Source organism: Glycomyces amatae (assembly GCF_020991375.1).
In the GTDB taxonomy this organism is placed as follows: Bacteria; Actinomycetota; Actinomycetes; order Mycobacteriales; family Micromonosporaceae; genus Glycomyces; species Glycomyces amatae.
The window spans coordinates 84,999-103,532 of record NZ_JAJLQZ010000018.1; the positions used below are offsets into that span (position 1 = coordinate 84,999).

24 protein-coding genes are annotated in these 18,534 nt (G+C 67.8%); 13 read left to right on the forward strand and 11 right to left on the reverse strand.

The window, feature by feature from the left end; all coding sequences use genetic code 11:
* The first annotated feature begins 119 nt into the window (after nucleotides 1-119).
* Both LO763_RS22270 and LO763_RS22275 read left to right on the forward strand, forming a co-directional pair.
* On the forward strand, nucleotides 120-569 hold the full coding sequence (locus LO763_RS22270) for a helix-turn-helix domain-containing protein (protein ID WP_230789086.1): 450 nt from the start codon (nucleotides 120-122) through the stop codon (nucleotides 567-569).
* A 51-nt stretch (nucleotides 570-620) separates the two neighbouring features.
* Nucleotides 621-1,055, forward strand: coding sequence for a hypothetical protein (locus LO763_RS22275; RefSeq protein ID WP_230789088.1), 435 nt, complete (start codon nucleotides 621-623; stop codon nucleotides 1,053-1,055).
* Nucleotides 1,056-1,105: 50 nt separating this feature from the next.
* Here the strand turns inward: LO763_RS22275 and LO763_RS22280 are convergent, their stop codons facing one another.
* Nucleotides 1,106-1,708 carry a DUF7341 domain-containing protein gene (locus LO763_RS22280; RefSeq protein ID WP_230789090.1) on the reverse strand — a complete coding sequence of 201 codons (603 nt, stop codon included), beginning with the start codon at nucleotides 1,706-1,708 and terminating at the stop codon, nucleotides 1,106-1,108.
* A gap of 184 nt (nucleotides 1,709-1,892) precedes the next feature.
* Between LO763_RS22280 and LO763_RS22285 the strand changes: the two genes are divergently transcribed.
* Nucleotides 1,893-2,324, forward strand: a complete 432-nt coding sequence (locus tag LO763_RS22285; RefSeq protein ID WP_230789093.1) for a hypothetical protein — start codon at nucleotides 1,893-1,895, stop codon at nucleotides 2,322-2,324.
* A 218-nt stretch (nucleotides 2,325-2,542) separates the two neighbouring features.
* Here LO763_RS22285 and LO763_RS22290 read toward each other — a convergent pair whose 3' ends face one another.
* The 4 genes from LO763_RS22290 to LO763_RS22305 all read right to left on the reverse strand — a co-directional run bounded on the left by LO763_RS22290 (nucleotide 2,543) and on the right by LO763_RS22305 (nucleotide 5,607).
* Nucleotides 2,543-3,424 (reverse strand): outer membrane protein assembly factor BamB family protein, encoded by an 882-nt coding sequence (locus LO763_RS22290; protein ID WP_230789094.1) that lies wholly within the window; start codon nucleotides 3,422-3,424, stop codon nucleotides 2,543-2,545.
* A gap of 313 nt (nucleotides 3,425-3,737) precedes the next feature.
* A complete protein-coding gene (locus LO763_RS22295) occupies nucleotides 3,738-3,944 on the reverse strand; it encodes a hypothetical protein (protein ID WP_230789097.1) in 207 nt (68 codons plus the stop codon).
* A 211-nt stretch (nucleotides 3,945-4,155) separates the two neighbouring features.
* A complete protein-coding gene (locus tag LO763_RS22300) occupies nucleotides 4,156-4,908 on the reverse strand; it encodes a hypothetical protein (RefSeq protein ID WP_230789099.1) in 753 nt (250 codons plus the stop codon).
* Nucleotides 4,909-5,172: 264 nt separating this feature from the next.
* Nucleotides 5,173-5,607, reverse strand: coding sequence for a hypothetical protein (locus LO763_RS22305; protein WP_230789101.1), 435 nt, complete (start codon nucleotides 5,605-5,607; stop codon nucleotides 5,173-5,175).
* Nucleotides 5,608-6,155: 548 nt separating this feature from the next.
* On the opposite strand from LO763_RS22305, the gene LO763_RS22310 reads away from it, so the two are divergent.
* Complete coding sequence (locus tag LO763_RS22310; protein ID WP_230789103.1) at nucleotides 6,156-6,512, forward strand: histone-like nucleoid-structuring protein Lsr2; 357 nt, start codon at nucleotides 6,156-6,158, stop codon at nucleotides 6,510-6,512.
* Between the two features lie 229 nt (nucleotides 6,513-6,741).
* Here LO763_RS22310 and LO763_RS22315 read toward each other — a convergent pair whose 3' ends face one another.
* Entirely contained in the window at nucleotides 6,742-7,947 is a 1,206-nt protein-coding gene (locus tag LO763_RS22315) for a sulfotransferase family protein (protein ID WP_230789105.1), read from the reverse strand.
* A 276-nt stretch (nucleotides 7,948-8,223) separates the two neighbouring features.
* Between LO763_RS22315 and LO763_RS22320 the strand changes: the two genes are divergently transcribed.
* Complete coding sequence (locus LO763_RS22320) at nucleotides 8,224-9,345, forward strand: NsdA family TPR-like regulatory protein (RefSeq protein ID WP_230789106.1); 1,122 nt, start codon at nucleotides 8,224-8,226, stop codon at nucleotides 9,343-9,345.
* 39 nt (nucleotides 9,346-9,384) lie between these two features.
* On the opposite strand, the gene LO763_RS22325 is transcribed toward LO763_RS22320, so the two are convergent.
* A complete protein-coding gene (locus LO763_RS22325) occupies nucleotides 9,385-9,768 on the reverse strand; it encodes a hypothetical protein (RefSeq protein ID WP_230789110.1) in 384 nt (127 codons plus the stop codon).
* A gap of 304 nt (nucleotides 9,769-10,072) precedes the next feature.
* The gene (locus LO763_RS22330) at nucleotides 10,073-10,231 is read right to left on the reverse strand and encodes a hypothetical protein (protein ID WP_230789113.1); all 159 of its coding nucleotides are present in this window, start codon (nucleotides 10,229-10,231) and stop codon (nucleotides 10,073-10,075) included.
* An 89-nt stretch (nucleotides 10,232-10,320) separates the two neighbouring features.
* Between LO763_RS22330 and LO763_RS22335 the strand changes: the two genes are divergently transcribed.
* The 5 genes from LO763_RS22335 to LO763_RS22355 all read left to right on the forward strand — a co-directional run bounded on the left by LO763_RS22335 (nucleotide 10,321) and on the right by LO763_RS22355 (nucleotide 13,588).
* Nucleotides 10,321-10,539: a DUF7557 family protein gene (locus tag LO763_RS22335; RefSeq protein ID WP_230789116.1), complete on the forward strand. Its 219-nt coding sequence runs from the start codon at nucleotides 10,321-10,323 to the stop codon at nucleotides 10,537-10,539.
* Nucleotides 10,536-10,841 carry a hypothetical protein gene (locus LO763_RS22340; protein ID WP_230789118.1) on the forward strand — a complete coding sequence of 102 codons (306 nt, stop codon included), beginning with the start codon at nucleotides 10,536-10,538 and terminating at the stop codon, nucleotides 10,839-10,841. Before LO763_RS22335 ends, LO763_RS22340 begins: the two co-directional genes overlap by 4 nt.
* Before the next feature lie 187 nt (nucleotides 10,842-11,028).
* Entirely contained in the window at nucleotides 11,029-11,544 is a 516-nt protein-coding gene (locus tag LO763_RS22345) for a hypothetical protein (RefSeq protein ID WP_230789120.1), read from the forward strand.
* Between the two features lie 236 nt (nucleotides 11,545-11,780).
* A complete protein-coding gene (locus tag LO763_RS22350; protein ID WP_230789122.1) occupies nucleotides 11,781-12,680 on the forward strand; it encodes a hypothetical protein in 900 nt (299 codons plus the stop codon).
* Nucleotides 12,681-13,306: 626 nt separating this feature from the next.
* Entirely contained in the window at nucleotides 13,307-13,588 is a 282-nt protein-coding gene (locus tag LO763_RS22355) for a hypothetical protein (RefSeq protein ID WP_230789124.1), read from the forward strand.
* Nucleotides 13,589-14,627: 1,039 nt separating this feature from the next.
* Here LO763_RS22355 and LO763_RS22360 read toward each other — a convergent pair.
* The gene (locus LO763_RS22360; protein WP_230789126.1) at nucleotides 14,628-14,843 is read right to left on the reverse strand and encodes a CDGSH iron-sulfur domain-containing protein; all 216 of its coding nucleotides are present in this window, start codon (nucleotides 14,841-14,843) and stop codon (nucleotides 14,628-14,630) included.
* Between the two features lie 61 nt (nucleotides 14,844-14,904).
* Complete coding sequence (locus LO763_RS22365; protein WP_230789129.1) at nucleotides 14,905-15,810, reverse strand: iron-containing redox enzyme family protein; 906 nt, start codon at nucleotides 15,808-15,810, stop codon at nucleotides 14,905-14,907.
* Between the two features lie 738 nt (nucleotides 15,811-16,548).
* On the opposite strand from LO763_RS22365, the gene LO763_RS22370 reads away from it, so the two are divergent.
* From LO763_RS22370 to LO763_RS22380, 3 genes are all read left to right on the forward strand, one after another.
* Complete coding sequence (locus LO763_RS22370) at nucleotides 16,549-16,998, forward strand: hypothetical protein (protein ID WP_230789132.1); 450 nt, start codon at nucleotides 16,549-16,551, stop codon at nucleotides 16,996-16,998.
* Between the two features lie 14 nt (nucleotides 16,999-17,012).
* On the forward strand, nucleotides 17,013-17,264 hold the full coding sequence (locus LO763_RS22375) for a hypothetical protein (RefSeq protein WP_230789135.1): 252 nt from the start codon (nucleotides 17,013-17,015) through the stop codon (nucleotides 17,262-17,264).
* 186 nt (nucleotides 17,265-17,450) lie between these two features.
* A complete protein-coding gene (locus LO763_RS22380; protein ID WP_230789138.1) occupies nucleotides 17,451-17,840 on the forward strand; it encodes a hypothetical protein in 390 nt (129 codons plus the stop codon).
* A gap of 61 nt (nucleotides 17,841-17,901) precedes the next feature.
* Here the strand turns inward: LO763_RS22380 and LO763_RS22385 are convergent, their stop codons facing one another.
* Nucleotides 17,902-18,288, reverse strand: coding sequence for a DUF7715 family protein (locus LO763_RS22385; protein ID WP_230789141.1), 387 nt, complete (start codon nucleotides 18,286-18,288; stop codon nucleotides 17,902-17,904).
* Between the last annotated feature and the right edge of the window lie 246 nt (nucleotides 18,289-18,534).

Genomic DNA, 18,534 nt, shown 5'->3' on the forward strand with positions numbered 1-18,534 from the left:
AGTATGAATCACTCCACTTCATCGACGCTGTCACCCGACTGCGGGCACGGCGAACCGCCATCAAGGCGTAGCGTTTCTCGAAGCCGGAAGAGTTACAAGGGTAACGAGGATACGAGATCATGACGCAGGGGGCAACCCAGTACGAGCCCGAATCGCCTACGGGCCCAGCGTTTCTGCGCCGATGCCCGGACATCAACGCCTGGATCGCCGCCGTCTGCGACCGCGAGCGCACCGCGCACGGCCGCACCCTGAGCGACCTCGCCGACCTGACCGGCATCCTGCGTCCGGTGATCTCCAAATGGCGCCAGGCTGGCGGCCCGCGGCCCCGGGACCGCAGCGTTGAAGCGTTCTGCTGCGGCTTGGGCCTCGACGCGGGGCCGGTCCTGATCCACTTCGGCTATGTCGAGACCCCGCTGCACCGCCGTTCCCGGAAGGTCCGCGCCGCCATCGCCGCGTTCGAGGACGTGCTCGCCGAACCCGGCCTGTCTCTTGCGGAACGACAGGAGTACGAGCGTCAAGCACTGTCGTTGCTGGACTGGGCGTTCCGCCACCGACCACCACATGCTTGAGAGTTCAATCACATGTGCAAACGTTCCCATATGGTATGACGTGTTCGATGAGTGACAATCACAGGACACACTCCACCACCCCGCAGACTCTGGCTCATCACCCTCCCCAGCGCCGCCTCGATCATCTTCCTCGTGTGCGCCCTCGCCGCCCAGCAACAGAAATTCGTCGCCATCTTCTGCGGACTGTTCGCCTGCTCCATCGTCGCCGTCATCCTCGTCCTCGCACACCACGTGTTCCTCCACGACCTCACCAACCAATCCAAAACCCTCCACACCCACCTCGACCGCACCACCGAAGCCCTCCACGCCGTCAACGCCACCATCGCCGACCTCGCCGGCCGATCCCACCTCGACGACCAGACCCGCCAGCGGCTCGACCACCTCGACGACGTCACCGGCCGCATGCGCCGCATCCTCGCCGCCCACCTCACCGACGAACCCGCACACGACGCCACCACCCCGAACCACACCCACCACACCAACTGAGCCCGCACCCGAACGGTCCCGCCGGCACCGGGACACACCACCCCGCTCGCTCACCCGCCGCCCGACACCGGCACCCGCCGCGCCCACCCGCACGCCCCGCACACCAACGCCGCCGCCCGACCCGCACTCTCCGGCACCAACGCAATCGCCGGCACACGCAACTGCTGGTCATCAACCCAACTCGTCATCATCGACTGCTCGCAATGCGGACACACCGCCCCCCAGATCCGCCGCACGGACCGCGCCGGATTCAACAGATGCTGAATCCGCTCCGCCCACGCGTCCACCGACGCACCAAACCACCGCACCCCCTCCGGCCCCTTCCCTCCCAGACGCGCCGCAGCCGCACGCAGCAACGCCCGCAGCGCCGCGACACGGTCCAGCCCCGCACACACCGCACCCGCATCCACATCGCACCACGCCGCCAGATCACGCACACCCGCGTCAACCTGACGCCACAGCTCGAACGCGCCCAAGTCAATCGGCGGCGACGAATGCGCATACGACCGCAGCCCGTCCCCACGCTCTCCCGAATTCCCGATCGCCGCCGCCAGCTGATCAAGGAGCCCCACCACGACTGCAGGCCCGTCCGCCACCAACGGCGTCGGATCGCACAACCGCGCGAGCGCCGCATCGATCCGCGCTTGATCCACGTCGCCTCCCCTATGGAACATCAGTGCTCGGACCGTAACGCGCACCCGCGCGCACGACAAGGAACCTGCCCGCACCTGCCCACAGCAGCGACCACCGTGAACGCCAGGCGCACACCATGACCACCGCCGCCCAGACCCGGCGGTAGGCTGACGCCGCACCGCCACCCGACCGACAAGGACCCGCATGCAGCGCACCTTCCCGGCCGACGACCTTCGCGTCCTCGACGAAGCAACCAGGACCGACGTCACCCGCATCAGCACCGAACACGGACGCCACCCCGCCGCCGTCCTACGCGCCCTCATCCGGTCGGGCATCACCCAGCACGCCGTCACCCCCGCCGACACCGCGGCCGCCCTCCACCGGCTCACCGCCTACCTCGCCGCGCACGAATGGACCCCCAGCGTCACGGCCCACCACGAGTCCGCGGCCGCCGTCCACATGTGGCACCATCGGGTGAACGACGCCGCTGCCGCCGTACCGGCAACAGCCGACGCGGGCACCTTCGCCGACCTGTACCGTGCCTGCGTCGAGCAGGTTGCCGCCACTGAAGCACGTCCGATCAGCGAACTTGCCGCCGACCTCGCCCGTGATACGGTCCACGTACGCAACGCTTGAGCGCCGGTGAACGATGCCGATCATCGCAGCCCGGCCCGACCGGGTGCCCACCTGTTACCGTTCGCGGGCATCATCACCGCGGCAGCGACCGGCCATCGGGGCCACCAGGGGCGCTAGGCAACCCGTCGCGTCAGTACCACCGGTGCGTGGGGAGGGCCCGACCGCGGACGGCGACGCGAACACCACCGCTGCGTCTCGGTCCTGGACTCGACTACCGATCAGCTGCCGGGCAGGAACCGAGGCCGGTCACCGTCACGGGCACCGGTCGCGTCCGCGGGCCCCAGGAGACGCCGCGAGGCCACATCGACGACGTGGAACGCGACGTAATCGGCGCACTCGCCCACACCCGATGCCGCCCAGTCCGGCTCGTCGTCATCCTCGTCAAGGCCGCCAGTCTCGCCGTTGCACGCGATCAACGCGGTCCGCTCGTCCAAGAATCGTGCATCCCACACGAAGACGGTCTCGAGCCGGTCGCGCTCCAGGTCGAACCCGAAATCCGCCAGGTCGAGTCGCCACGCGACCGTGCCGGAGGGAAAATCGATGACGGTGACCGCGCCGTCGTCGAAGCTGACGGCCAGAACGTGTCGGCCGTCCGCCGAGAGATCGGTGATGCTCAGATTGCCGAACATCGGCGCCGCAGCGGTCGGCCACGCCGACCAGTCAAGGTGGCCGCGATTGATCCGGCCGAGGAACGTGTAGGTCCCGTCCTGGCCGCAACCGACGTCCAGCAGCATGTGGACGCCATCGGGATGCGGGTAGTGGATCGCGCCGTGCCCGCCGGGAACCGGCAGTGCCGCCTCGCCGAGGACGGTGCCGGTGGCGGCATCGAGCGCGATCCACCGGTCGGTCTCGCTGCGGCCGACATACATGTCGGGGCGGTACAGCCACACCACCGCGCCATCACCGCTATAGACGCAACTAGTCCGCGTGTTCCCCATGGTCTTGCCGCGCGGCCCGAAGTCGTACCGCCACCGTTCCTTCCCGGAGCGGTCGACGCCGACGAGGACGTCGGCGGTGGCGTATACGGCCTGATTGCCGTCCGGGCCGGTGGCGTGCGACTGGAGGTCGCCGTTGCGATCGGGCGGGGTTGGGGCGGTCATGACACCTCTTCGCGTCGGGGGCCACATCGTAGCGAGGGTTCGGCGCGACTGCCGTGACGGGAATGGACGCCTCGACCGGGCCATGCCGGCCCGGTCGAGGCGACCGGTGCCGTCGCAGCCTTGGGCACGGTGTCCGTGGCGGCGGTCGGCCGTGAGCCGGTGTCGACGGCGCGGGCGGTCACCGCGGTCGGCGTGCCTGAGCTGACGCCGACCGTGCTGCAGGTGCCGATGCGGTTCGCCTTGTCGGCGCCCGTGCGCACGCGACCCTCAGTCGGGCGCGATCACCCCCGGCGTTGGCGTGCTTGCTGACCAATCATGCGATCTCCTCGGCGTCAACGTCAAGGATCCACTGGTCGGCCGCAGGCCGTGACCGCTCCCGGTCGCGGGCGTCGATCGCATGTTGCACGGCCTCCTCCCGGGTGTGGCACTGCGCGGCTTCTCGTGGCAGTTCGACGAGGTCGCCGGTGGCGCTGACATACATGCGACGGTCGCCGCCGACCAGGACCGGTGCCCAGCTCATACGGTGCTCCCTGCTCGTACTCGGGTACTTCCAGGCTCATTGTCACCCCGAGGCCGCCATCACGTCAGCGGGAACGCCCGGTTCGCCGCTGCTCGTGTGAGACCGCGGCGCAGGCGTGCTTGTCGGACGTGCTGAAGCGCGCATGCTGCGGGCGTGGCATCTGCCAGCCCCAGGGCGCAGCAGCCACTCGCCCGAACCGTTCCCCCTCAACTCACACCGCGAGCCGCTGGACCAGCGGTGACGTGCCGCCGGATCGGGTTACCCCGAGACGTTGCGCGAGCGTGCTCGTCCACGGCCGATACATCAGGAAGTCAGGCGCGACCCGATCGATCGCTGCGAGCGCGGCCACGGCCTGGTCATGGTCACCGGACGCCTCAGCGGCGATCGCCACACTCTTGTGGAAGTGCGCCCACTGATGTCGGCTTCCCAACCGTTCGGGGTTGACGCGTGCGGCACGCTCAAGGACACGATCGTAAGTGCCGGCGTTCATGGCCGCGGACATGGCGAACACGCTGACATCGTTCACCGTGAACGGGGCCGGGTCGGCCGCCTCCAGGCGTGCCTGTGCGGCGTGCAGCAGCGCATCGGCGTCATCAAGCGCACCGAACCCAGCTGCGGTGTACGCGGCCGAACAGATCGTTTCCGCCCATGCCGCCATCGCCAAGGGGGTCACGAGGCCGGCGGCGTGTTCGAGCTGGTCCGCAGCTGCCGTCATGAGTCCGGTTGCTGCGGGGTTGCCGCTGCGGCGCACGACCACGGCGGCGACTCGGTCAGCCTCGGCTTGCGCTACCGGGTCTGCGGCTTCCTCCGCGAACGCCCTGGCTTGGCGGGCGTAACCGCCTGCGGCGGCTTCGTCCGACGTCCGGTAGGCGACGTGACCGGCGACCGTGAGCAGTCGTGCGGTGAGTCCGGCTGCGACTGGCCGATCCGCACCGCGGCTGGTGGCCATCGCTGCTTGCGCCATCTCCAGGAGTCCTGGCATGGCTGTGGTTAGGTCGTTGAGCCGGGACGCCTCCAAGCGTTGGCGAGCCCGGGCTACGGCGGCCGCGAACGTGTCGAGGTCGGTGGGTGTAGGTGCTGCATGCGCCCGTGTAGCGGTGGGCCATATCAAGGCGGTGGCCGTGGCTGCACCGGCGCCGAATAGTAGTCGTCGCTTCATGCCTGCACGGTAGAGCGCTGGGGTGATGCCGTCCACCGCAACCGCTGTATCACCGGCAGGGGGCGGGTGTCATTGCCGCGTGTAGGTGTCGCCGATGTCGAGCTGGTCCCATTGCTCTTCGCTGACACAGTCGTAGCCGGTGAACCAGTGGGTGGGGGAGCGGAATGCGACCTGGTGGCATCCGTGGCTGTCGAGGTCGTACTCGTTGGCGAATTCGTTGCCGAGGGCATCGTCGGCGCCGAGGTCGTCGAGATGATTGGTGCAGGTCATGATCCGGCCGATGTACGTGCATGCGGGCCCGTTGCTACTGCTGTAGGTGAGTGCGGTGATGATGCCGTGTTCAGGTCGCCGGAGGCTTTCGGCGACGCCGATGAGGGCGCCGGTGATCGCCACCGCGAACAAGCAGGCGGTGACTTTGTCGATGGCGGTGTAGCGGGGTTGCGGCGCTGGTGCCGGCCACGCGGGGTGGGGTGTGTTGGAGGGTGGCGTGTGGGGGTCGTGCATGTGTGGTCCTTGTACGAGTGGTGTTCGTTGGCGCGGTCACCGTCGACAGTGGTCGTGTGCGGCGATGCCGTGCCGTTGGCGGCCTCGGTGTGGGTGTTGCTGATCGGTGCGTCCCGCTTGTCGCTGGGGGATGGCCGGTGTTGACCTGATGTGGGCAATGCGGTGCTGCCATGAGTGCGGCGGTGTCGTAGGTGGCGGTGATCCGTGTGGGCAGGGGCGTCGTGGACTGGTGCCGGGACCGGCATCGTATCGGTCAGGTGGGGCTGGATGTGAACGGTGGTGGTAATAGGTCCGAGCGCCGTAAAGTGGCGTGCTGACGTGTGGTGTGCTATTCGATCGGGCGCTGCGGGGTGCGGATGTTGTTGCGCGCGTGGCGAACACGATCCTGCGGCAACGAAAAGGGATTATATTTGGTTGCATTGCGAGGTAACGATCACAAATGCCCGCTGCGTGACCTACTGGAGATGACATGAAGCAGTGTGGCCGCTACGATGCTTTCCATACCTGAATGGGAAAGACCCTTCACCGTTGACTATGAAAGGCCCACCATGGCAAAGAAAACGCAGGTCCTCCTTCTCGACGACATCGACGGCAGTCCGGCGGACGGCACGATCGAGTTCGGTATCGACGGTCAGCTGTACAGCATCGACCTGTCGGTCAAGCACTCCAGCGAGCTGTATGCGAACTTGGAGAAATTCCGTGAAGCAGGCACCCGGCTCGGCAAGATCCACCTTGGTAAAACCCGCGGTCCCGCCGCTGCACCCGTTCGCAAAACCCCCGGCACCAACCGCGACCGGAACGCCGCGATCCGCGCCTGGGCAGCGCAGCAAAAGATCGATGTCAGCCCTCGCGGTCGCATCGCTGAGGCCGTCGTCGCGAAGTTCGACGCTGCGCACGCGGCGTGACCCCGGAGGCACAACCTGAACGCAGCAGTTCCGGACACCCCCTGGCTGACGGTGTGGGGCCATAGCCGATCGGGCGCTGTGAGAGTGGTATGACGGTGCCTTCCATGCGGCCGCCGCCAACGCGTCCGCGTTGGCGCGTACGGCGGCCGTGGTGGGAGAAGGCACCGTCCGCCGCAACGTGCCACGACGCACTGGCTTGCACCGGGCCGCGAGACGTCCCCAGTGGCGGCTAGGCGTCCAGTGCCGCTGTCCACCGGGAGTAGTCGCCGAAGGCACGCTCGACCGTGTCGCTGTCAAGACCGTACGCGGACAGGCTGTATTCGTGTTTCCGGTCGCGGACACTGTCCGTACGCTCCATGACGTGCACCAGACGTTCGCCGTCATTGTGCGTCCACGGCAGATCCAACTGCGCGTACAGCTCTGGAATGTACCGCTCGGGCGCTGACACCAGCCGGTAGTAGGGCACGTCGACGATGTCAGCCGGGTGCGCCTGCCGGGCGTCCCGTCCCGCGTTCACCGCGCGCACCATCAGATCGAGGCAGAACGCACCAATGGCGTCCCGGTCTGTTTTCCACTGGTAGATCGACTGCATGAGGTCCGCGAGCGAACACAGCGACCCCATGACGGTCACCGGTGCCCGATGCGTCCACACGAACACGGCGCCGGGGAAGACGCGCCGGATGACCGGGATCTGCTGCACGTCCATGGGGTATTTGAGGACCCACCGTGCCGGTGGGCGCTCGTACTGCAGGACTTGGAGGGCGGCCCGCAGGTACTGGTAGTCGCTGGTGGCATCCCGGGCGAGGAACCAGTCCCGGTAGTTGCTCATGGGGCCGCGCAGGATCGTGTGGTACAGGCCCTGGGGGAGCAGGAGGAGGGATTCTTCGGGTCTGGTGGCGTGGACCGGGTGGACGTGCGCGACGTCGGGCGCCCATTTCGTGACCGCGAACTGCCGCTCCGTTGCCTTGATGCGCGCGCGTGTGGTGGCGGCGTCCTGTTCGAGGTCGGTGTGCTGCATTTCCCACGCGAGCGGGCCGCGGCAGCCGGTGGCGGCCGCCAGCAGCTGGTGCGCGAGCGTCGTTGCCGTGCGTGGCAGGCCGACAACGAAGATCGGCTGTTCGATCGGGGCCGCGCCGATCGCCGGGTCGGCGTCGTGGAGTGCACGGATGCGCAACCGGTTCGCGAGGCGGGCGGTGCCTTCGGTGAGGGTCGCCTGCCATCCAATGGGGCTCAAGTGCGGCAGTTCGGCGACACAGTTGATGAGGAACTGGTAGTCGTCAATCCATTGCTGCTCGCTGGCGCTGACGGGGATACCGGACGTTTGCTCGGCTTTGGCGACGGCGTCGTGCCATGCACGAATCGGGTGACGGCGGCTGCCCATCGTCGGCTTGAGCATGACGTTCAGGGCGCGAAACAGAGGGGTGGTGCGGCCCATGAGGAGGGTCCTTTCATCAGGTGCGGCATACAGGGCGTCATGTCGCATCCTACGGACATTCCCGCTCGGCCGTTGCCATGGTGGTGCAGTGTATTTGTTGAAACGGGCCGCCGTCCGATCCGCGTACGGCGGCCCACATGGGCGCCCGTTGGCCGCTGCCGCACACACGGAGCCGAGCCTGTGGACGCCGCACCGGTCTATCCTGGACGAGACCTATCGTCACGCACCACTTGTCGACCCTTGCCGAACCTGCACCCGCACAAGGAACCCCTGTCCATGCGCGACCTGATGAGCGTGTTCGATGCGCACCTGCACCGGTGCGGGTACTCCCTGTCTGAAGCGGCCCGGCAGATCCCCTGGGACCTGGGGAACCTCTCAGCGGTACGCCGCGGCCGCAAACCCCTGTCAGTGAACCTCGCCGCCGGGCTCGACCGTCTCTGCGGCACGGCCGCGTTCACGGCGTGGCTGACCGGGCCGCCTGTCATTGCCGAGACGGTCCTGCGGGATGCCCACCGCTGGCTCGTCGGCCTCGACACCGCACCGCTGCCGGTGCATCGTGCCAGCGGCCGCCGCGTCGGCCGGTCAACCGTGGAGGTGCTCGACCGGCGCATCAGCGACTTGCGCCGCGCTGACGACACCGTGCCCGCACGCCGTCTCGCTCCCGTGGTCGCCGCCGAGACACGGGACCTCCGTGCCCTCCTGGACGACGCCGCGTACACCGAAGCGACCGGGCGCGACCTGCTGCGACTCTACGGCGAGTTCAGCCAAATGGCAGGATGGCTCGCTGCCGACCTCGGGGTGCGAAACCGCGCCGAACAGTACTACCTCGACGGCGCGGCCGCAGCCAGTGCCGCTGGCAACCGTGGGCTCGCCGCCCAGTTGTACTCATGCCTCGCGTACATGGTGACCTCCGCCGGCGGCGACGGCCTCCTGCTGGCGCAGACGGCACTCATGGGCGCGGCCGAGTCACCGCCGCTGGTGCGTGCCCTCCTGGGCGAACGGGTCGCATGGGCCGCGGCCCGCAACGGTGAACGCGACGCCGCGCACCGGGCGCTCGATGCTGTCGACGACGCCTACGAGAGCCGTGCCGGGTATCCGGCGCCCGCGTGGACGTACTGGCTCGACCGCACCGAGATCAACGTCATGGCTGCTCGCGTCCACCTTGCCCTCGGCGCCCCGGATCGGGCTGCGCCGCTGCTGGAGGCCGCGATCGCCACCTACCCTGTCGAGCACGTCCGCGAAGTGGGCCTGTATCGGACGTGGCTCGCCGAAGGGTACGCACGCACCGGTGACCGTGATGCGGCCCGCGCGGTGCTCGCCGCCATTGGACCTGCCGCAGGCTCAGCGCGCGTGGCGCATCGCATGAGCGAAGTCGAGCAACTGCTTCACACTGCGTAAACCGCTCAGGCGCGGGGGCCACCACGGTCGAGGCGCGGCCTACTCGTGGTCGGTCATGAGCGCCAGGGCCGCGTCGAGGAGGTTCACCAGGCCCGCGAGTGCAGTTTCGTGCGCGGCACGAAGCACACCCGTCTTTGACGGTGCGACGTCGTACGCGCCTTTAAACAAGGCCGGGAAGCTCTTAGCTGGTTCGCGCCGCAGGTGCGCTTCGATGGCGATGAGCTGGTTGGGGTCGCCCGCGGCCGCTTCAAGCAGCTCATATTCGGTGCGCACCGTGAACTTGTACGTGTCCATGATCGATTGTGTCAGCACTCGGGCAGCCTGCCCGGACACGGGCTCCAACCGGTCGAGAAAAGCGAGCACGCTGGTGCCGGTGCGGTCCTGAATAATCCGGTCGGCCTGGTAGACGCGTTCGCTGCTCATCGTGGTCTTTCGCTCGGTCGGGCAATGCGGGCCTGAGTCTACGGACCGGCACCGACATCCCCTGGTGCGCGATCACTTGGTTGATGGTGCCCACTGGACACCGTACGCCTGTTGCAGTGCAGCTCAGCGGAGGTGTATGAGGGCAGTTTCCATGTAAGGCCCGGTCATTGGAGTGTTGGCGCTGGTCAGGGCCTCGTGATGGCGTCCACTGGTCACTATATGTCGGGCACGGTTGCGGGCAGCGGGACAACCGTATCGTTCAGTAGCGTGCGACCAGCGTGAGTCAATGCTCGTTGCCGCGGATTCAGCGGCGCATTGCAGCGCCGGTGATCGTCTTCGCTGAGGACAGGGCCACCGTGCGGTCGTCGGCGGCTTCCAAGCCGGTTAAGGTCTCGCACAGGGCGGTGTCATCAGGGGTGATCTCGTGGGTATGCAGCGGTGTGGGTGCTGCGCGGTAGTTCATGGTGTCGGCCGGTGGTGCGGTGCGTTCGACTGCTGCATGTCCGGCTGGTTCACCGCACACGAGCCCCGAGGTGACGTATACGTGTATACATGCAAACGGCCATTCGTGTGGATGCCGCGGTCCGTGACCGCCTGGAGACCCTGAAACAGGACGGCGAATCGCTGGGTGACGTCGTCGAGCGTCTGGCCGCCGCGTACAACCCCTTCGCCGGCCTGGGCGACGTCCTGGCCCACCCCGATGTGGCGGCCGCCGTGGGCGCTGACTACCGCGCCTCCCTGGAAACCACCGAGGGTGAGCTGCCGCAGTGACGCCCGAACGCGGCGCCGTCATCCAACGCGGCGACACGCAGGGCTACGCCGTCCTCATCTCCAATTCGATGCTGCACCAGGCCTCCGACGTCGTCATCCTCTGCACCGTAGTGCGATCGACGACCATGGCCGCCCACTTCCCGCACGCCATCGGTGTGGATGCCGCCGATGAGCACCTGTTGGCCATCCCCGTAGCGGTCCATACCGTCCCGGTTTCAGTGATCAAAGCGGTTGTCGGCCAAGCCACCGACGAGCAGCTGCGCGATATTGTCCGCGTCCTCCACGCCGCCACCAGCCCGTGACCGCCCCCGCGCACCGCACGACCCGCCACTCCGGCTGATCTTCAAAGGCCACGTTAGCGAAACCGGCCACAAGTCCTGCCGGCTCATGATCGCTCTCGCCGAATGAGGCGCAGAGGCGGACTTGACGACCACGTGCTCGATACTTTAGGATCCTAGGATCCTAAAGTATCGAGTTTTTGGAGGGGTCTTGATCATCATCACCATCCAGCACGACCACGCCCTCGATCAACCTGATGAGCTGGGCCGCACCCGCACCGGTTACCGCGAGGGCATGGGCTCGGGCGAACTCTACGAAGTCGCCCGCGGCAGCTGGAAACTCGGCGAGCGCGCCGCAGGCGAGCACTACGCACTCATTACCTTCGACAACCTCGTCCGCCAAGCCGTCGAGATCCGTCGCCTGGTTGCAACCGTCAACGGACGCAGCGCGATCGAAGGAAACGTGCTCAACCCCGGCCACCCGGTCTATGACGAGTATGTCAACAAGCCCTCGCCGGTCCCCTCGACTCAGAACCCGATCCGCTACTTCGACTCGCCGATCGGGCACAAGCCCTGCGGCTGCGGCTGCGGCCAGCTGCTCGCCTCGGGTCGCTTTGCGGCCGGACACGACCAGACCGCACTGCACCAGCGTGTCAAACAGATCGGCACCGTCGACGAGTTCCTCGACTGGTTCGACGCGGTAGCAGGCCCGTTCGTTAAGGACTGACGCACGCTCCAACGCCTACCGTCAACGGAACGGGCCCCTTGCGCCAACGCCGACTACGGGGACCGGCAGACCTACGTGTGATCCACGACTGTCATCGCGCGCGGCGCGAGCGGGACATTGCGGACCGCATCGCCCGCCATGGATGCGCACCCGGCTGCAGCCGTCACCTCGATGGGGGACGCCGGTCCCTCCGGCGGGTGAGGCGCGGTCCGCCCGGCCCCTATGAGACTGGCTTCATGCCATGGAGACGCCTGACGCCGTTCCTGCTCGCCGTGTACGCCGTGATCCACGTGCGGTGGGCCGTCGCGGGGGCGCCGCGCTTCGACTCCTTCGGCGAATCGTTCATCCCCGGGGCCTGGACCCCCGTCGCCCTCGCCGCGGCCGCCCTGGCCGCGAACCTGCTGTTCGACCGGACCCGCCACCGCTGGGCCGTCGCCGTGCTCGGCTGGGTGGCCGGGGCCGGCATGGTCCTCTACTCGTTCATGTTCGCCCTGGATCTCGTGTCGATGCTGTTCGGCGAGTTCACCGCCGCCGACTGGACTGGCTTCCTCATCCGCGGCCTCGGGGTCGCCTGCGGCGTCCTCACCCTCCTCGGCGCCATCGCGGCCCTGCGCCGCGCCCGCGGCGCCTGTCCGCGGTGCGGACGGTTGTCTGCCGCCCATCCCGGCGCGCCGCGGACCGATCCCGCCCCGTGGTGGGCGTACGCCGGCGCGTACAGCGCGCTGGCCGGAGCCGTCGCCCGGCTCGCCGCCGAACTGGCCGCGGGACTGCCGTGGTCGCCGACGGCACCGGTGGGCCTGGTCTTTCTGCTCCTGTACGCCGCCGCCGGATCGCTCCTCCCGCTTGCCCTCGCGCACCGGTGGGGCCGGATCTGGCCCCGGTGGGTCGCGCCGCTCGCCGGACGCGACGTGCCCCGTTGGATCGTGCTGATACCGGCGTTCATGGTGGGCGGCGGGCTAGTCGCCTACTTCGGACTCGTGGGTGGCACATACCTGGTCCGTGGCGAGTTCGGCGCATTCCCGCCCTGGTGGGTCCTGACGGTCGTCCCGGGATATACACTGTGGGGCATCGGGCTGCTGGTGGCCGCCGGGTCCTACCTGGGGGCCACGAAACCGGCGTGCCCAGGTCGAACCTGACCGCAACACGCATCCTGCTCGCTCAACGCCGACGACGCCTCGATCAGCAGGCGGGGGTCATGCTGCCGCTGACGGGCCCGGCCAGGTAGATCACCGGTCACGGCCGTGCCGGGGGCGATCCCTCCATCGATACCACCGTCGCAAGGCGCTTGAGGGAGCCTGACGGCATCGCACCAGTGAGTGCCCTGGTGACAGCGGCACAAGACCCCCGTAGTGTATCACTGACCGGAGCCGCCGACGGTTCGCTTCGGTCCAAAGAGCAGGCGCAGGGCTCGTTGTTCCTCCGAGGGTTATACAGCCGCTGCATGCCAGGCGCCCACTATCCTCGCCCCCTCGATCGCCAGGATGCGTCGGCGAGACCTTGCGCTGCAGCGTGTTGAGGGCCCGCATGGAATGCCGCACATGCCATGCAGCGCAGACGCATCACTCCGGCAAACAGGAATGCGACACGCCGACGGTTCTCGGATACGCGGTCATTGTCGATGTGAGCCGTACGCTGTGGTTTACCAGTCGCGTGTTCCTTGCAGCCCGCGCCGACTGGGGAGCGACCTGCCATGAAGTGGTGGTCGATCGTCAAACTCATACCGCGGTCCGTTTGCGCACAGCGCATAACCCAAGGACGTCACGTGACAACCGATCCACAATGCGAATTCTCATATTCCATCGACTTGTCCGGCAGCGCGAGCAGTCCAGGCGCGTCCTCCGGCGATGACGATGCCGGAGCGAACACGATCCTTCCTGCTCTCGGTCGACAGGTGAACATCACCGGTCAGGCGAGTTCGACAACGGTGGTGTTCGCCTCCACGTTCGGCCTCGCCTATCTCGGCGTTGAGGCAACCACAGCGGTGCTAATGCTTTTTGCCGCCACGGTAGCCGCCGCGATGCTCCAATTTCGTCACACACCGTAAGGGTCGCAGGGCGGGAGGCACCGGCACTCTCGCCCCGCCAGAGAAACCCGTTCCGCCGCACCGACATGGTGACAGCATTAGCGGCTATGGCGAAGTTCTCACCAGACCGTGTCAAGAAACTACGACAAGGCCGTGTCGTGAGCTCATTGCCGGTCGTTGGAAGAATATAGTCGGCCAGCGCAGGAGCTGGAAGGAACGTGCAAGCGTGCCCGAGCGGTGCATCACATTCGTTGCGCACGAGCTGGCCGTCAGTGTCGGTTGCGTAGATCGTCGAGCAGCGGCGCGCCTGCCCTCGGCCGCCGTGCAGTTCGGACCTTGCACTTGATGGCCCTGCATCGTTCGACGACACTGCAGCACTCGTTGAAAGCCGGACTCGCTCTTCCGTTGTATGGTGCTGTATGCCAGACATGACGGGGGCAAGGGTGGGGAGTCCCCTTCCAGGTTGCAGCCCTAGGGACTCCCCACATTGCCGAATGCATACCGCGGTCTACGGACGTCACTCGACAAGCTTCTGGCCGGGATCAAGACCGAACACCAGCATAGGCGCAAATCGGTCATAATGCGCTACGACGCTCCGCGGGGTATCGATACCCGCGCTGATGCGGCACGGGGCCGTTTGCAAGCATGACTTATTGCCTCGTTGAGAGCTACTGGGACAACATGTTCAACGAGTGAAAGCCGCTGCGGACGCGGTCGCGTGGTCCCGGACGGCAATCTCCACCATGAAGCGGATTCATGGTCCTCCATTCGTACGAACTTACCCTGCTTGCAGCACTTGGGTTTCCGATCGGCCCTGCGCCGATAGGCATCATCGGTTTCGCCTCTCGCACGCTTCTGGTGCCTGTGTTCTCTGTGATTTCCATGGGTCCCCTGTGAATGTGGTCGTGTGCGTCGTATCAGTAGCGAGCTCTTGTGCCTATGAGGTTCCCCATCGGCGCCGACGACGCCCGGGACGAGGACGCGGTTCAGGCATGGCGCGCTCCCTGCGGCTCGCAACCTGGACACGCACTGGCGTGGTGTCGACGGTGCGGCCGCGGCGTTACCGGGGGTCGTCGTGGCCGGTGGTGAAGCCGGTGAGCTTGTGGGTGCCGTCGCACCAGGGTTTGATCGCCGAGGCGCCGCAGCGGCACAGCGCGACCGTTCGTCGGGGCTGGTCGACCGGCTCGCCGTCCTCGCCCTGGAACGTCGCGGGGCCGCGGACGATGAGCGGACCGTCCGGGCAGGCGGTGAGGGTCACGGGGTCGTCGCCTCGCATGGGTGGCCTCCTGTCGGGTGTGGTGCCGTCTGTCCAGTGCCGCTGTCGGGATGCCGGGGTGTCAGGGCCGGATCGCCTCCTGCGGGGCCGACCGCAGGGACGTGCGGCCGTCCTGCCAGGCGCTCAGGAGATGGTCGCCCACCCAGCCGTCCATGCGCAGGCAGGCGAGGGCGCCGAAGAGGACGTCCTCCAGCAGGGCCGGCTCGTCCTCGGCGAGGGCCCCGGCCAGGTCGCGGCCGGCGATCTGCTCGTGGACGGCATCGGCTTCGACGTGCTCGTCGAAGTACGCGGTGACCTCGGCGCCGAAGCCCAGCCGCCGGAACCCGTCGCCGTAGCGCCGGTTCGGGATCGAGGAGGTCATCTCGGTGACGGCCAGATGCCCCGCCAGCGCGCCTTGCATTCGCCGGTTGAGCCCGAACATCGACGCCAGGTTCTGCGAGGCCAGCGTGAGCGCGGGGACGTCGTCGAGATAGGCGCCGTAGCGGTCGTCGAGCTCGGCGCCGCGCATGGCCTGCGCGTACATCGTCGCGTGCACCCGGGTCGGGTCACCGCCGCCGTACTCGTCCGACTGGATCTCGACCAGCGCGGCCTTGGCCCTGCCGGTCAGGCGCGGGATCGCCCACGAGTACGGGTCGGCCTCGCGCAGCGTGTAGATGCTGCGCTGGATCAGGAACTCACGGGCCTGCTCACGTGACGCGGACTTGGCGACGAACCGCGCCAGGTCGGGCCCCGGCCCCGGGGCGGTCGCCGCGAACAGCCACGCCGCGACCGCTTCCCGCTCCGCTCGCGGCGGGTCCTCGACGGTCACCGCCGACCGCATCTGCGCCTCGAACGCGCGCTCCAGCAGCGCGCGGGTCGCGATCAGGTCCGGGTGCCACTCCCATGCGGCGTCCAGCCAGGGCAGGGACCCGTACGCGAGCCCATACAGCAGGAACAGGGACAACTGGAGGTCCTCGTCCTCGGCCATATCTTCCGTAGTTGCGAGGGCCGCCGTCGCCACACGGTGCAGATGCCCGGTCGGCGGCGTTTCATCCGGCGGCGGGCACGGGCGCTCCAGCACCGCGCACAGGGACGCGCTCAACGGCCCCCGTGGCCGTATCGGCGCCATCGGTGTTCCGACCGTGCCGGGAACGACCCGGCGAAGCGCAGCCGGGGCCTCCGTCATCGGCGCGTCCTCGGATGACCGGGGCGCGCGGAGTGACACCGTCTCGGACCGGTTCGGCGAGTGCAGGCACGGATCGGTGCCGGGCCCAGTGGTTGTCATCGCATCACCCCGGGGCGCTGTCCAGCGCGAACACGGCCCGATGCAGATCCCCGACCGGTCGTCTCGTGCTCGATCCTCGGAACGTCCCGTAGCTGCTTGATCATCGTTGCCTCGTCGTCATCGTGCGGTGGCGCCGGTCCGAGCCGCTCATCGCTTCAGTTCGAGCGCGGCGATGGCCGATCGCTGCGCCCAGGCCTGCGTACCCGCCACGAGCGGCCCCAACCCTTCGCCCAGGAGTCTCGCGACCAGATGATCGAAGGCTACTGGTGAACACCGTCGCGCACCGCCGATCGAGCGGATCGCCGCCGCGCGAAGGCGGGTACCGCGTGAACGCCCCGGCGCCCGGTGCGCGCTCAACGCAGCGCAACCTTCGAAGTCAGTGTGGCTGTCACAGCAGCACACGGTCCTGTACCTGAGTGCGCCAACGAGTATGGTCAAGGCATGGACGCCGCAGCGTTCTCTTGCGGCCCTTCAAACGACACCGCTATGCCAGGCCTCCCAGTAGTCCTTCATCCGGCACGGCACCGCGCCGCCGGCCAGTCGTTGCCGCTCCCTGCCACGCGCCGTCGCGTTGGCCTCACGCCGCTGCTCCCACCGTTGCCGCATGACCCGGCCGCCGTGATCGCCGCTGTCACTCAATGCCCTCCGCGCTTTGCTGCGGCCTGGCCCGATCGCACACCTGACGACGACCGCACCTGCCGAACCTGGACGCGACGCCCCTCCGTCGACAAAACCTGGAACAACCGCATTGCCGACCTGACCGACGACGAAACCGCCGGTCATGACGTCCGGCACGAGCATGCGGTGCGCGTTCGCCGCAAACGGAGCGCACGCGATCGCGTCAGCATCAACGTCGCCACCATGCAGCGGCGCCGTCAGTGCCGCACATAGCAGACCGACGCCGCATGAGGCTCGGGCACCTGCCGCCGTGGAGCTTCACTGCGGACCGCCGGGAAGGGACAGCAGCGCTCATTGAAGCGCTTGACCGGGATGCTTTCTGGGAACGGCTCGGCGTCGGCTTCCCCGTGCATGTGGGCTTGCTCGTCAAACGCGGCCATTTGCGACCCGTCGGCTGGCGATACGGCGCGCCCACGTTCGTGCCCCAGCACGTCGATGACCTTCCCGGAGCCGTCATCAAGCGAGCTGTCATGGCGTAGAGCCCGTCCGTCCCCGCCCAGTACGAGCCGGTCCCCGCCGAACGGGAACCGGACCCGTTCCCGCCCGGGTACTTCGAGGACCGATACGACGCCCAGTACCGGCCTACCGGTCGAAGAACCGCACGCTGATCCGCTAGTTTCACAGGGAAGAACTGCGACCATACGTCGTTCTGGAGAGGAGGCGCCATGGATACGTCTGGCCCGGCGCTGACGCTCCGCACCGGCCGTGCAAACCGTGTCCTGCACGGCCGCGCCACCGCGCTCGTGCTCCACACTGGCGCCCTGCCGTGGGTCGCGGACCTGGCGCCAGGCTCGACGTTCACTGTGACCGGGCCCGGCACGCACGCGCCGCAGGCGACCGTGGCTGTCACCCGCGTCTGCACGCACGAGGGCCTTTCCTCCATCCCGGACTGCGTCGCTGGGCACGACCCGGAAGCTATCTCGCCAGGCCGCACCGGGTGGACGCGAAACCTCAGAGACATGTTCGCGCTCGCCGCTGCCACAGGAGCCCCGGTGGACTGGGACGACCGTTGGACCGTTGTCGACTTCGCACTCGTCAACGGCGGGGACGAGTGACGCAAGCGCTTACCACGTTTGCGGAGCAGCCCGGTGATAACGGATGTGTCAGCGTCGACGCTCACATGCGCACCCGCACGTCGTCAAGGCGCCGCTCCACCACCGTGCCGGCAGGAAACCATCCCGCCGCCGCGATCGTGACCGTAACCGAAGCCGCGAGGTCGCCTTCGGTCATCTGCGCGGCCCAGCCCGCCTGCGCAAGGTACGAACGGACCGCCACGTCAACACCAGCTTCGGTGACGTCAAGGTCGCGAACCTGCGCGGTCGTTGTCGCCTTCATCGACGACAATCCTGCGAAGCCGCGGCCACAGCCGCATCCACCGTTAGGATCGGCCGCGTCCGCGTCGCACACGAACGGGGCGGCGAAGACCAGCTCGCCTTCCACGCACCAGTGGTAGTCATTGTCGCGTTGACCTTGCGTTCGCGATGTCGCCGTCAACACGCGCACCAACGTCTCCTTCACACTGGGCCATGGCGCAACCTGGACACGCCGCACCGTACTCCTACCCCACGCTGCCACAGCAACTAAGAGCAGCACTGCGCCAGCGTGGAATGCGAGCCTACTGGTCGGGCCCAGCGTAGCGGTATAGCAAGGCGGCCGCCCATACCCCACCAACCACGGTCAAGGGCCCGAACACGAGGCCGATCACTCGTGTCGCGCCCGATGCGGCCCATACCGTACTGGAGCCTTCAG

Bases quoted from the DNA above. Each gene is read 5' to 3' on its own strand.
- LO763_RS22315 (WP_230789105.1), bottom strand. From the start codon at position 7,947: ATGGGCCGCACCACCCCTCTGTTTCGCGCCCTGAACGTCATGCTCAAG.
- LO763_RS22370 (WP_230789132.1), top strand. From the start codon at position 16,549: ATGGACGCCGCAGCGTTCTCTTGCGGCCCTTCAAACGACACCGCTATG.
- LO763_RS22295 (WP_230789097.1), bottom strand. From the start codon at position 3,944: ATGAGCTGGGCACCGGTCCTGGTCGGCGGCGACCGTCGCATGTATGTC.
- LO763_RS22330 (WP_230789113.1), bottom strand. From the start codon at position 10,231: ATGAACTACCGCGCAGCACCCACACCGCTGCATACCCACGAGATCACC.
- LO763_RS22310 (WP_230789103.1), top strand. From the start codon at position 6,156: ATGGCAAAGAAAACGCAGGTCCTCCTTCTCGACGACATCGACGGCAGT.
- LO763_RS22300 (WP_230789099.1), bottom strand. From the start codon at position 4,908: ATGGCGCAAGCAGCGATGGCCACCAGCCGCGGTGCGGATCGGCCAGTC.
- LO763_RS22360 (WP_230789126.1), bottom strand. From the start codon at position 14,843: ATGCGAGGCGACGACCCCGTGACCCTCACCGCCTGCCCGGACGGTCCG.
- LO763_RS22335 (WP_230789116.1), top strand. From the start codon at position 10,321: ATGCAAACGGCCATTCGTGTGGATGCCGCGGTCCGTGACCGCCTGGAG.
- LO763_RS22290 (WP_230789094.1), bottom strand. From the start codon at position 3,424: ATGACCGCCCCAACCCCGCCCGATCGCAACGGCGACCTCCAGTCGCAC.
- LO763_RS22270 (WP_230789086.1), top strand. From the start codon at position 120: ATGACGCAGGGGGCAACCCAGTACGAGCCCGAATCGCCTACGGGCCCA.
- LO763_RS22380 (WP_230789138.1), top strand. From the start codon at position 17,451: ATGGATACGTCTGGCCCGGCGCTGACGCTCCGCACCGGCCGTGCAAAC.
- LO763_RS22375 (WP_230789135.1), top strand. From the start codon at position 17,013: ATGAGGCTCGGGCACCTGCCGCCGTGGAGCTTCACTGCGGACCGCCGG.
- LO763_RS22350 (WP_230789122.1), top strand. From the start codon at position 11,781: ATGCCATGGAGACGCCTGACGCCGTTCCTGCTCGCCGTGTACGCCGTG.
- LO763_RS22325 (WP_230789110.1), bottom strand. From the start codon at position 9,768: ATGAGCAGCGAACGCGTCTACCAGGCCGACCGGATTATTCAGGACCGC.
- LO763_RS22305 (WP_230789101.1), bottom strand. From the start codon at position 5,607: ATGCACGACCCCCACACGCCACCCTCCAACACACCCCACCCCGCGTGG.
- LO763_RS22365 (WP_230789129.1), bottom strand. From the start codon at position 15,810: ATGGCCGAGGACGAGGACCTCCAGTTGTCCCTGTTCCTGCTGTATGGG.
- LO763_RS22320 (WP_230789106.1), top strand. From the start codon at position 8,224: ATGCGCGACCTGATGAGCGTGTTCGATGCGCACCTGCACCGGTGCGGG.
- LO763_RS22285 (WP_230789093.1), top strand. From the start codon at position 1,893: ATGCAGCGCACCTTCCCGGCCGACGACCTTCGCGTCCTCGACGAAGCA.